The 12,335-nt window shown below is 68.4% G+C and carries 10 protein-coding genes; 2 read left to right on the top strand and 8 right to left on the bottom strand.

Annotated elements, in window-relative coordinates:
• The first annotated feature begins 54 nt into the window (after nucleotides 1–54).
• Both Q0937_RS09610 and Q0937_RS09615 read left to right on the top strand, forming a co-directional pair.
• Nucleotides 55–549 carry a dihydrofolate reductase gene (locus Q0937_RS09610; protein ID WP_299303200.1) on the top strand — a complete coding sequence of 165 codons (495 nt, stop codon included), beginning with the start codon at nucleotides 55–57 and terminating at the stop codon, nucleotides 547–549.
• 249 nt (nucleotides 550–798) lie between these two features.
• Nucleotides 799–2,283 carry a glycoside hydrolase family 43 protein gene (locus Q0937_RS09615; RefSeq protein ID WP_299302976.1) on the top strand — a complete coding sequence of 495 codons (1,485 nt, stop codon included), beginning with the start codon at nucleotides 799–801 and terminating at the stop codon, nucleotides 2,281–2,283.
• Nucleotides 2,284–2,359: 76 nt separating this feature from the next.
• On the opposite strand, the gene Q0937_RS09620 is transcribed toward Q0937_RS09615, so the two are convergent.
• From Q0937_RS09620 to mmsA, 8 genes are all read right to left on the bottom strand, one after another.
• Nucleotides 2,360–3,283 (bottom strand): carbohydrate ABC transporter permease, encoded by a 924-nt coding sequence (locus tag Q0937_RS09620; RefSeq protein ID WP_299302979.1) that lies wholly within the window; start codon nucleotides 3,281–3,283, stop codon nucleotides 2,360–2,362.
• Nucleotides 3,280–4,230, bottom strand: a complete 951-nt coding sequence (locus Q0937_RS09625) for a carbohydrate ABC transporter permease (protein ID WP_299302982.1) — start codon at nucleotides 4,228–4,230, stop codon at nucleotides 3,280–3,282. The genes Q0937_RS09620 and Q0937_RS09625 overlap by 4 nt, the downstream gene beginning before the upstream one ends.
• A gap of 106 nt (nucleotides 4,231–4,336) precedes the next feature.
• Complete coding sequence (locus tag Q0937_RS09630; protein ID WP_299302985.1) at nucleotides 4,337–5,731, bottom strand: extracellular solute-binding protein; 1,395 nt, start codon at nucleotides 5,729–5,731, stop codon at nucleotides 4,337–4,339.
• A gap of 297 nt (nucleotides 5,732–6,028) precedes the next feature.
• The gene (locus Q0937_RS09635; protein WP_299302988.1) at nucleotides 6,029–6,934 is read right to left on the bottom strand and encodes a carbohydrate ABC transporter permease; all 906 of its coding nucleotides are present in this window, start codon (nucleotides 6,932–6,934) and stop codon (nucleotides 6,029–6,031) included.
• Nucleotide 6,935: 1 nt separating this feature from the next.
• Entirely contained in the window at nucleotides 6,936–7,892 is a 957-nt protein-coding gene (locus Q0937_RS09640) for a carbohydrate ABC transporter permease (protein ID WP_299302991.1), read from the bottom strand.
• 17 nt (nucleotides 7,893–7,909) lie between these two features.
• Complete coding sequence (locus Q0937_RS09645) at nucleotides 7,910–9,280, bottom strand: extracellular solute-binding protein (protein ID WP_299302994.1); 1,371 nt, start codon at nucleotides 9,278–9,280, stop codon at nucleotides 7,910–7,912.
• 249 nt (nucleotides 9,281–9,529) lie between these two features.
• Nucleotides 9,530–10,711 (bottom strand): multiple monosaccharide ABC transporter permease, encoded by a 1,182-nt coding sequence (gene mmsB / locus Q0937_RS09650; RefSeq protein ID WP_299302997.1) that lies wholly within the window; start codon nucleotides 10,709–10,711, stop codon nucleotides 9,530–9,532.
• Nucleotides 10,712–10,720: 9 nt separating this feature from the next.
• Nucleotides 10,721–12,262: a multiple monosaccharide ABC transporter ATP-binding protein gene (mmsA, locus tag Q0937_RS09655; RefSeq protein ID WP_299303000.1), complete on the bottom strand. Its 1,542-nt coding sequence runs from the start codon at nucleotides 12,260–12,262 to the stop codon at nucleotides 10,721–10,723.
• Nucleotides 12,263–12,335: the final 73 nt, after the last annotated feature.

The raw sequence follows: 12,335 nt of genomic DNA on the forward strand, positions 1-12,335 counted from the left end.
GCCGACACCGCGGCCCGCCCTGCAGCCGATGACCCGGCGACGCCGCGGATCGGAATGATCTGGGCCCAGGCCCGCGGAGGCGTGATCGGCGCGAGCGGCACCATGCCCTGGCACCTCCCGGAGGATCTGCGACACTTCCGGAGCACCACCTCCGGCTGCCCGGTCGTGATGGGACGGCGCACCTGGGACTCCTTCCCTTCGCGGTTCCGCCCACTGCCGGGACGTACGAACATCGTCATCACCCGGGACGACGCCCTCGGGCTGACCGGCGCGGTGCGGGCGCGCTCGCTGCCGGAGGCCCTGGAGCTCGCCGCGACCGAGGCGGGCCCTGACGGGACCATCTGGGTGATCGGCGGCGGGTCGATCTACGCGGACGCGATCGCGGCCGCGGAGCTGCTGGTGGTCACCGAGATCGACCTCGACGTTGACGGCGACACCACCGCGCCGCAGATCTCTGCGGAGTTCTCCCTGCAGAGCGCCGACCCGGCCGAGGGCTGGCACGAGGCGACCAACGGCCTGCGCTACCGGATCCTCACCTACCGCCGCTGACGCCGAACGGGTATGCGGGCTGCCGCTCGGCACCCGCGCCCCGCCGTTCTGCCCACCGAGCCTGGGCAATACTCTTGCGCGGTATTTTTCAACGTTGTAACGTCGGACTCGGCGCGATGACCCTCGAACGGCCCGTCGCGCTCCCCGCGCTCACCTCCCGCAACCCTGCGACCTCCTCCCCGGAACGGAACCGTCGAGCGCGGCGCCCGGCCATTGGGCGGCCCCGGGGACTCGACGAAGGAGTTGAGCATGGCGACCATCTCACGACGCGGCCTGTTCGCCGCCACTGCGACCCTGTCCACCGCAGCCGGGGGCGTCGCGCTCGGCGCGGGCCCCGCCGGCGCCCGACCACCGGGAGTCCCGCCGCTCCCGACTCCCTCTTTCACCGAGATCTCGGTGCACGACCCCTCGGTGATCGTCACCGAGCAGGGCTTCCACGTGTTCGGCTCCCATCTGGCCGCCGCCCGCAGCGAGGACCTCCTGCACTGGGAGGGTGTCGCGGATCTCGTGACCCCGGAGAACCCGCTGTTCGAGGACGTCACCCAGGAGCTCGCCGAGGCCTTCGCCTGGGCGAACACCGACACCCTGTGGGCGGCCGATGTCAGCGAGACCCCCGACGGACGCTTCCGGATGTACTACTGCGCCTGCGAGGGTTCCTCGCCGCGCTCGGCGATGGGCACCGCGATCGCCGACCATGTCGAGGGCCCCTATCGGGACGAAGGGATCTTCCTGCGCTCGGGGATGTGGGACCAGCCCAGCGAGGACGGCGAGATCTACGACGCCCGGATCCACCCCAACGCCATCGACCCGCACGCCTTCGTGGACGCCGACGGCCTCCACCGCCTGGTCTACGGCTCGTACTCGGGTGGGATCTTCCTGCTCGACCTCGACCCCGCCACCGGGCAGCCCACGCCCGGCCAGGGGTACGGGATCCACCTCATCGGCGGCAACCACGCCCGCATCGAGGCCCCCTACATCCTGCACTCGCGGGCAGCCGGCTACTACTACCTGCTGCTCACCTTCGGCGGCCTGGACGCGAACGGCGGGTACAACGTGCGGGTGGGCCGCTCCCGCGCCGTGGAAGGCCCGTATCTCGACCCGATGGGGCAGGACCTGCGCGAGGCGAAGGCTGATCCCACGCTGCCACTGTTCGACGATGCGTCCATCGAGCCCTACGGGGCGAAGCTGCTGGGCAACCATCGCTATGCGGATGCCACCGAGGACGGGCCGGGCTCCGGCTACGTCTCCCCCGGTCACGTCTCCGCCTGGAGCAGCCCCGAGGAGAAGGACACCTTCCTCTTCCTCCACAGCAGGTTCCCCGGCACCGGCGAGCTCCACCAGGTCCGCGTGCATCGGATGCACATCAGCCGCGACGGCTGGCCGGTGATCTCGCCCCATCGCTACGCGGGAGAGCCTCCCGCCGAGGAGCACGGCGCCCTTCCCCACCGCTCGGAGCTCGAGGGTGCCTGGCAGCTTGTGGACCACGGCCGGGAGATCAGCGCGGAGGTGACCCCGTCCCATTCGGTCCGGCTGCACCGCGACGGGACGATCACCGGCACTGTCAGCGGCCGCTGGCGGCTCACGGGCAGGTACCGGGCCACAGTGGTGCTCGAGGGCGAGACCTTCGAGGGGGTCTTCACCCGCGGGTGGCGGGAGAGCGCCGGCGCCTGGACCCTCACCTTCAGCGTGCTGGGCGGGGACGGTCGCAGCCTCTGGGGCACGAAGGAGCTCTGAGCGCGCGACGCCGCGACGCAGACAGCGCCCGCCGGTTCCGCAGCGTGAGCTGCGACGCCGGCGGGCGCTGCGGGGCTCAGCTGCCGGCGATGCCGGTGGTGGCGATGCCCTTGATGATCTGGCGCTGGAAGAACATGAACACCACGATCAGCGGCAGCGCGGCGAGCACGGCCTGGGCCATGTTCTGCGCGTACTGGATGCCGTAGGCGCTGATCACCGTCTGCAGGCCGGTGGGCAGCGTCATCAGGTTCGAGTCGTTGACGACGATGAACGGCCACAGGAAGTTGTTCCAGGCGCCGATGAACACGAAGATCGCGACGGCGCCCAGGATCGGCCGCGACAGCGGCAGCACGATCGACCAGAGGATCCGCAGGCGGCTCGCACCGTCCATGAGGGCGGCCTCCTCCAGCTCGAAGGGGATCTGGTCGAAGAACTTCTTGAGGATGAACACCATCGGGGCGGCGACCACCTGCGGCAGGATGATGCCCCAGTAGGTGTCCACCAGGTTCAGATTGAGCATCAGGTGGAACAGCGGCACGATGAGGATCTGCCCGGGGATCATGATCGAGGCGACGATCAGGGTGATCAGCATCTGCCTCCCCGCGAACCGCAGGCGCGACAGCGCATAGCCGGCCAGGGCGGAGATCGCCACGGTGATCAGGGTGACCGCCGCCGAGGTGATCAGGCTGTTCCATGCCCAGCGGGGCACCAGGCCCTCGGAGAGCACGTTGACGTAGGCCTGGAGCGTGAAGCCGTTCTCCGGGACGATCGTCACCGGCATCGCGGCGGCCTCGGCCTCGTTCTTGAACGAGGTGAGCGTGGCCCACAGCACGGGCGTCAGCCACGCCAGTGCCAGAACGGCGAGGATCACGAAGGCGAGGATGCGGGCCGGAGCCGGTGCGCGCCGTCGGGACCGGGTTCCCGTCGCCGCCAGGGTGGGAGCCTTCACCGCGGGGACGGCTTTGCTCAGGGCAGGGCTGGTGGGGGTCGCGGCGCTCATGCCTTCACGCTCCGTCGGGATGCGATCACCATGTAGGCGATCGAGACGATGATGATCAGGAAGAAGAAGATGTAGGAGATCGCCGAGGCATAGCCCAGGCGGTATCCGGTGAAGCCGACCTCGTAGATGTACAGCAGCACGGGGCGGGTGGTGCCGCCGGGCCCGCCGCCGGTCATCTGGTAGATCTGGTCGAAGACCTTGAGCGAGGCCAGCAGCTGGAGCACGAGCACCAGCACGGTGGTGGGCGCCAGCTGGGGCAGCGTGATCGAGAGGAACTTCCGCCAGCCGCCGGCGCCGTCGAGGGAGGCGGCTTCGTAGAGCTGGTCGGGAATGTTCTGCAGCGCGGCGAGATAGAGCAGGAAGTTGAAGCCGATGGTCCACCACACGGTGGTGATGACCACGGCGATCATGGCCGTGCTCGGGTCCTGCAACCAGGCGGGGCCGGTGATCCCGAACCAGCCCAGGAAGGTGTTGATCAGGCCCAGCTGCGGGTTGTACATCCAGTTCCAGAACTGGGAGACCACGGTGGAGGCCAGCAGGAACGGCATGAAGAAGCTCAGCCGCCAGAACCACTGGCCGGGCAGGCCCAGGTTCACCAGCACGGCGAGCACCATCGCGATCACCACGAGCGGGATCGTCGACAGCAGGGTGAACCAGGCGGTGTTGCCCAGGGAGGTCCACACCTGCGGGTCACCGAGGGCCTCCTTCCAGTTGTCCAGACCCACGAACTGGGTGTTGGTCCCGGCGAGGCTGGTCCCGGTGAAGCTCATCCAGAGCCCGTAGAGGGTGGGCCAGATCAGGAACAGCCCGAAGGCGATGAGGAAGGGCGCGCAGTAGATCCAGCCGCGCAGGTTCTCGGAGCGGCGCCGGCGGGAGCGCCCGGCGGAGAGGTGGTCGGTCCTGTCGGCCGCGCGGGGCGGTGCGACGAGGCCGTCGGCGGTGGTCATCGGACGTCTCCTTCGACGAGCGGACGGGCGGGCACGGACGTGGAGCATTGGCGACTCGGGGCGGCGGTGCCCCGGTGGCGGAGGGGGTTCGGCTGGTGCACGGCGATCACATCGGGGTGGGCTTGAGCAGCAGAGCGTTGATCCTGGCCACGAACGCGTTCCATCCCTCGAGGGGATCGGCGCGACGGGCCCAGACGTTCTGCATGTCATTGCCGAAGTAGGTGTGGAAGTCACTGCCCGAGCCGCTGAACCAGGCCGGCGGGTCATAGACGAGGTGGTCGACGGCGTCGGCGTAGTGCGACTGCGGGATCAGCTCGCCGTAGGCCGGGTCCTCGATCACCGGCGAGTAGGCCGGGATGTGCCCGGCCGCCGCCCAGTCGATCGAGTTCTTCAGCAGGTGGGCCACGACAGCGTGGACGTTGCGGCGCCGTTCGGGGTCCGGACTCATCTGATGAGGCAGCACGAACGCGTGCGAGTCGGCATAGGCGACCGGGTCGCCGAAGACGCCGGGGATCATCGTCATGTCGAAGGGGACGCCCTGGTTCCGGTAGTTGCCGGACTCCCAGACGCCGCCGTAGAAGGCCCCGGAGCCGCCGGTGGCGAACTCGGAGATCGCGGTGCCGCCGTCGTGGCCGGGGTTGCCCACCTCGCCGTCGATGAGGGAGAGGATCCACTCGGCCGTCTCGATGACGAGCTCCTCCTGGTACACCATCTCCCCGCCCACGGGCAGCTCGATCGTGCCGCCGAGCTGGGTGTAGTAGGTGGAGAACATGCGCCACTGGTTGGAACCGTCCCCCAGGTACCCGAAGGAGAGGCCGTACCCGCTGGGCGCCTTGCCGCCGAGCTCGAGGGCGAGCGCTCGGAAGTCCTCGGGGTTGTCGGTGGGCATGAGCAGCCCGTCGCTGCCCAGCACCCCCGCCGCCTCGGCGATCTCGGTGTTGTAGTAGAGGACGAAGGGGTGGGAGTCCAGGGCGATGGCGCTGAGCTGGCCGTCCACGACCATCTTGTCCCAGATGAGCTCCGGGAAGTCCTCCTGCCGCACCCCGAACTCGCCGAGCAGGTCGATGTCCCACTCATCGAGCAGCCCGCCGGGCGCGTAGCCCGGTACGCGCGCCGCATGCATGACGGCGAGGTCGGGGGCACGCCCGCCGGCCGACGCCATCGCGAGCTTGGTGTAGTAGGGAGCGCCCCAGGCGAGAACAGTCTGCTCGACCGTGGCGGCGCCCTCGGTGGTCATGTAGTCGCCGAGCATCTCGCCCATGGTCACGCCGTCGGGCCCGGAGAGCAGGTGCCAGAAGGCGATGTCGTCGGCCGCCCGAGCGCTGGATCCGGCGCAGCCGGACAGGGCGCCGAGACCGCCGAGCGCGCCGAGGGCGCCGGCGCCGTGCAATAGGGAGCGGCGACCGAGGGCGGGGCCGCCCTCACCGCGTCGCCCTGATCGGGGCGCCGGAGACGCCGGTCGGGACCGGGGGCTCCCGGCGCGAGAAGAACTGTGCTTCATCAATCCACCTCTTCGTGGTCGGGCGCGGGAAGCCCGAGGAGACGGGGTGGCCGCGACCCGGGGACGGGTGCAGAACCCAGAATTTACATCGTTGTAACGCAAGCGTCAACAGATGCGTCCGCCTCGGCGGGCTCGGTGCGCAAAGCGACGTCTCCGCGAGCATCGTCCGTCGGTTCAGGCATGACGTCGGTTCAGGCCCGACGACGGTTCAGGCATGACGGAGCGGAGTGCCTGCGGTCGCCGTCTCGACGACCGCAGGCACTCCGCGTCCTCCGCCCGGGGCGGCCGACGCCCGTGTCAGCCCTTGATGCCGGAGCCCGTCACACCCTCGACTATCTGGCGCTGGAAGAACAGGTACAGCACCACCACGGGCAGCGCGGCGAGGATCGCCCCGGCCTGGATGTCCGCATAGCGCAGCCCGAACGTGCCCTGCACCGTGGCCAGACCGACCGGGATGGTCATCAGGTTCGGGTTGGACAGCACGAACAGCGGGAGCAGCAGGTTGTTCCAGGTCCACACGAAGGTCAGGATCGCGACCGCCGCGGTCACCGGGCGGGACAGCGGCATCACCACCGACCAGTAGATCCGCCACAGTCCGGCACCGTCGACGCGAGCAGCCTCCTCGAGCTCCTTGGGGATGCCGTCGAAGAAGCTCTTGAAGATGAACACCGCGAGCACGGAGGGCACCTGCGGCAGGATCACGGCCCAGTAGGTGTTCAGCAGCTGCAGGAAGCGCAGTTCCTCGAACAGCGGCACGATGAGCACCTGCGCGGGGATCATCAGCCCGGCGATGATCAACAGGTAGATCAGCGTGCGCCCGACGAACGTCAGCCGGGACAGCGCGAAGGCGGCCATCGACGCGAACAGCAGGGTCAGCACCGCCGTGACGATCGCGGTCAGGAAGCTGGACAGGTACCAGTTCCAGATGTCGCCCTGGGACAGCAGCGTCACGTACGACTCGAGCGTCGGGCTGAGGTCGGCGAGGATCTCCTGGGCGCCGAGGGCGGCGATGCCGTTCTCCGTCAGCGAAGTCTTGACCGCGAACACGGTGGGGATCAGCCACAGGATGGCGAGCGCCACGAGGACGACGCGGGAGACCACGACGAACGAGCGGCCGCTGTCGCGGACCGGTGCCGTGCGGGCGGGCGCGGCGCCGGAGACTCCGCTGCGGCGCTTTCGGGGGGTGGTGGCGGTGGCAGTCATGTCAGGAGACCTCCTCGCGCTTGGTGCTGGCCCAGGTGACGATCTGCTGGATGATGGCGATCACCAGGATGATGAGGAACAGCAGGACCGAGGCCGCCGAGGCGGCACCGATCCGGTTGTCCGTGAACGCCGTGACGGTGATCAGCCCGAGCGCGACCTGCGTCGACACCCCGGGACCACCGTTCGTCATCAGGTAGACCTGATCGAAGATCTTCAGGCTCGCGATGATCTGCAGCAGGATCACCAGCCCGGTGGTGCGGTTCAGCAGCGGGACGGTCACCTTCCAGATCTGCTGGAGAGGGGTGGCGCCGTCGACCGCGGCCGCCTCGTACAGCTCCCGCGGGATCTCCTGCAGGCCCGCCAGGTAGAGCACGAAGTTGAAGCCGATGGTCCACCAGATTGTGGCGATCGCGATGCCGATCATCGCCGTGCGCGGGTCGCTGAGGATGCCGTTCCCGACGTCGAGGCCGAGCCGGGTCGCCGGCAGCGACCACAGGCCGGTCTTGGGCGTGAAGATGAACACCCAGATCAGCGAGATCGTCGCTGACGGGAGGATGAAGGGCAGGAAGAACGCCAGCCGGAAGAACCACTGACCGCGGACCGCGCGGTTGGTCAGCACCGCCATCACGAACGCGATGATCACCAGCGGCGGGACCGTGTACAGGGTGAATTGGAGGGTGTGCCAGAGCGCCGACCAGAAGTCCTCCCGGGCGAACATCTCGGCATAGTTCTCGACGCCCGCGAACTGCCCCAGACCGCTCTCGACGGTCGAGGTGTGGAAGAAGCTCGCGACGAACATCCAGATCATCGGTCCGACCATGAAGGCCAGATAGAAGATCACGAAGGGTGCGAGGAAGAGCCACGCCTGAGGGGTCCGTCGTCGGGTCTTGCCGCCCGAGGGGCGCCGGGCCGCCTGCGCCCCAGCGGGCCGAGGAACGGTGGGAGACGTCGTCGTCATGAGATGTTCCTTCCGGATCAGAGGGGACTGGGCGTGGTCGTGTAGATCTCGAGCTGGTCCCGGATCGCCTGCAGCGCCTGCTCCGGCGTGAGCAGACCCTGCTGCACCAGGCCGAGCTGAGCGCCGACGGTGTTCTCGAAGGTTGACCCGGAGCCGCTGTACCAGGCCGCGTCGGTGTAGACCGCATAGTCGGCCGACTCGGCGTAGTAGCGCTGCGGCTCGAGGTCCTGGTACTCCTGGCTCTCGAAGGTGGGCAGGTACGACGGGATGTGCCCGCCCTCGGCCCAGATCAGGCTCTGCTCCAGCATGGCCTTGATGAACTCCATCGCGTTCTGCTTCTGCTCCGGGGTCCGGTCCATGTGGGGAAGGATGAAGGTGTGCGAATCGGCCTGGACGGCGGGCCGGTCGTAGACCTGCGGGACCGGGGCCATCCCGAACTCGAGACCCTCGATCGACTGGGCGGTGGCGATCTCCCACTCGCCCTGCAGGTAGAACCCGGAATCACCGGCGAACATCGTCGTCTGCGAGGTCGCGTAGTCCAGACCGCTGTTGAGCCATCCCTGGTCGACCCAGTGCTGCACCTTGCTCATGACCTCGATGAAGGCCTCCTCGTCGACGCTGATGGTGGCCCCGTCGTCCGAGAGGAACGGGGTGACGCCCTCGATCTGGTTGTAGAGCGTCCAGAAGAAGCGCCAGGGGGTCGACGTCTCGGAGACGTTCGCGACGGTGATCGCGAGGCCGCCGGTGACGGCGCTGATCTCGGCCAGGGCGGCCTCGAAGGCGTCCATGCCGGTGAGGTCCACGATCAGCCCGTCTGCGTCCAGGAGCCCGGCCTGCTCGCACACCGTCTTGTTGTAGAACAGTGTGAACGGGTGGGTGTCGAGCGGGATGGCGATGTTCTGGCCGTCGACCTTCTGCTCCTCCCAGTTCCGGGCATTGAAGCTCGCGCTGGACAGCCCGACACCGGCGAGATCCTCCTCGGTGATCGGATCCAGCAGGCCGCCGCTCCACAGCGGCTTGGCACGGGTGAGGTGGGCGACCGCGACGTCGGGCGGCTGATTGCCGACCGTGGCCAGCGTCAGCTTCGAGTAGTACGGATTTCCCCAGGTCAGCGTCGTGGCCTGCAAGGAGTTCGGGCCGTAGATCTCACGGTAGCCCTGCTGCATGTCCTGCATGCGGACGCCATCGCCGCCGCCGAAGAGGTTCCAGTAGATCAGCGTGTCCGGGGAGACCCGGGTGCCCAGCAGACCGGCGGCCAGCGGGGTGGAACATCCGGCCAGGGGCAACGACGTGGCCGCCAGCGCTCCGGCACCGAACAGGTGTCGCCGGCTGACTCCCCTGGCCGTCGGGGGCCGGTTCGACGCCGAGCGGGGTGGACGATTCCTCATCTCAACACTCCATCGGGATCAGGGTGCCGGGCGCCGGATGCAGAGCACGGCTCGGTCAGGAGACCGGGACGACGCCCGCGGACGGGCCGCGCCCCGGAGCGCCCACCGCGACGGTGCGCCCTGCGAGCACACCGGCCCGGTGGGGCCTCGGGGGGCACTCCTGCGCCCCCGGGGGAACGCCGGTTTGTGCCCTATATCACAGTTTTACTGTACATCGTTGCAGGTCCCGGTGCAAAGGATCCGAGGGGCTCACGCGCCCGACTGGGACCGCTTCTTGTTCCAGACGTCGAAGGCCACAGCGACCAGCAGCACCACGCCACGGACCACGGACTGGGTGGACTGATCGATGCCCATGATCGACATGCCGTTGGACATCACGGCCATGATCAGGCCGCCGATGATCGCGCCGTGGACCTTGCCCACGCCGCCCGTCACCGCCGCGCCGCCGATGAAGGCCGCGGCGATCGCGTCGAGCTCGAACATGTTGCCGGCGCCGGGCTGGGCACTGTTGGAGCGGGCCGAGTAGACGATGCCCGCGACCGCGGAGAGCAAGCCCATGTTCACGAACAGCCACATGTTCACCCGCCGCGTCTTCACGCCGGAGAGCTGCGCGGCCTGGAGGTTGCCGCCCATGGCGTAGATATGACGGCCGAAGATGGTGCGCTGGCTGATGAAGCCGTAGATCAGCACCAGCGCCGCCAGCAGGATCAGCACCACGGGCAGACCGCGGGAGTGCGCGAGCTGCCAGGCGAAGGCCATCACGACGACCGCCACCGCAGCGATCTTGAGCCAGAACAGGGGGAAGGCCTCGACCTGCTGCTTGTACTTCAGCTTCGCCAGGCGCCCGCGGTACTCCTGGATCGCGAACACCGCCACCAGCGCCGCGGCGAGGAACAGCGTGAAGGCGTCGTAGCCGTCACCGCCGAGGAGGCCGTTGAGGAAGCCGCCGGAGATGTACTGGTACTGCTCGGGGAACGGCGAGAGGGAGACGTTGCCCAGCACCTGCATGGTCAGGCCGCGGAAGATGAGCATGCCGGCCAGGGTGACGATGAACGCGGGGATGCCCACGTACGCGACCCAGAAGCCCTGCCACAGCCCCACCAGCACGCCGGTGCCGAGCGCCGCGAGCACGCCCACCCACCAGGGCAGGCCGTTCCCGATCACCACCACGGCGGCGACTGCGCCGGTGAGCGCGACCACCGAACCCACCGACAGGTCGATGTGCCCGGCCACGATGATCAGCACCATGCCGATCGCGAGGATCAGGATATAGGAGTACTGCAGCACCAGGTTGGTGAGATTGCCGGGGCTCAGCAGCTGGCCCCCGGTGAGGAACGTGAACAGCACGATGATGAACACGAACGCGATGTAGATGCCGCTCTGGCGCAGATTGCGCGTGAGAAGTTCCTTGATGTCAGAAGTTCCGGCCATGAGGCGCGCTCACTCCCTCTCCATGGTCATGAGCTCCATCAGGCGCTCCTGCGTGGCGTCCTGGGCGGTGACCTCACCGGTGACCCGGCCCGCGGACAGTGTGTAGATGCGATCGGCCAGGCCCATCACCTCGGGCAGCTCCGAGGAGATGACGATGATCGCCTTGCCTGCCTCGGCGAGCTGGTTGATGATCGAGTAGATCTCGAACTTCGCTCCGACGTCGACGCCTCGGGTGGGCTCGTCGAGGATCAGCAGCTCCGGCTCGGTGTACAGCCACTTGCTGAGCACCACCTTCTGCTGGTTGCCGCCCGAGAGCTTCCCGACCGTCGCCATCACCGTCGGGGTCTTGATGTTCAGCGAGGAGCGGTAGCGCTCGGCCACCGCGATCTCCTCGTTGCCGTTGATCCAGCCACCGGTGGTGACCTTCTTCAGCGCGGCGGCGGTCACGTTGGTGCGGATGTCCTGGATCAGGTTCAGGCCGAACTGCTTGCGATCCTCGGAGACGTAGGCGATGCCCGCATCGATCGCGTCGGCGACGGTGCGCAGCCGCACCGGTCGGCCGTGCATGAACGCGGTCCCGGAGATGTCGCGGCCGTAGGAGCGGCCGAACACGCTCATCGCCAGCTCGGTGCGTCCGGCGCCCATCAGGCCCGCGATCCCGACCACCTCGCCGGCGCGGACGTCCAGCGCCGCGCCGTCCACGACGGTGCGACCGGCCTGAGTGGGGTGGCCGACGTGCCAGTCCTCGATCCGGAAGATCTCCTCACCGATCTCGGCGTGGCGCTGCGGATAGAGGCTCTCGATGTCGCGCCCCACCATGCCCTTGATGAGGCGCGGGATCAGCGTGTGCCGCTGCTCGGCCGGGACCCGCATGTCGATGGTCTCGATCGTCGAACCGTCGCGGATCACGGTGGTGGCATCGGCGACGGCCGCGATCTCTCCCAGCTTGTGGGAGATGATGATGCTGGTGACGCCCTCGTCGCGCAGGCCCCGGATGAGGCTGAGCAGATGCGCGGAGTCGTCGTCGTTCAGCGCCGCGGTGGGCTCGTCGAGGATCAGCAGGCTGACGTTCTTCGAGAGCGCCTTGGCGATCTCCACCAGCTGCTGCTTCCCGACGCCCAGCTGACCGACGGGCGTAACGGGCTTCTCCTTCAGGCCCACGCGCTCGAGCAGCTCGGCGGCCCGCGCATTGGTCTCGTGCCAGCTGATCACCCTTCCGCGGGCCTGCTCGTTGCCGAGGAAGATGTTCTCGGCGATCGACAGGTGGGGCACCAGGGCGAGCTCCTGGTGGATGATCACGATGCCCTCGGCCTCGGAATCGTTGATGTTCGCGAAGCTGACGGGTCGGCCGCGGTAGTGGATCTCGCCCTCGTAGCTGCCGGCCGGCTCGACACCGGAGAGCACCTTCATGAGCGTGGACTTGCCGGCGCCGTTCTCGCCGCAGATCGCGTGGATCTCGTGCTCGGCGACGTTCAGGGAGACGTCCTTGAGCGCGACCACGCCGGGGAATCGTTTGGTGATGGACCGCATCTCGAGGATGTGTTCGGTCAAGGGGCCCTCCTTCGGGCTGGGGGCCCCGGCGATGCGGCGCATGCCGGGGCCCCACCGGGATTCTGCGGAGGCG

The organism is uncultured Brachybacterium sp. (genome assembly GCF_947500705.1).
GTDB lineage: Bacteria > Actinomycetota > Actinomycetes > Actinomycetales > Dermabacteraceae > Brachybacterium.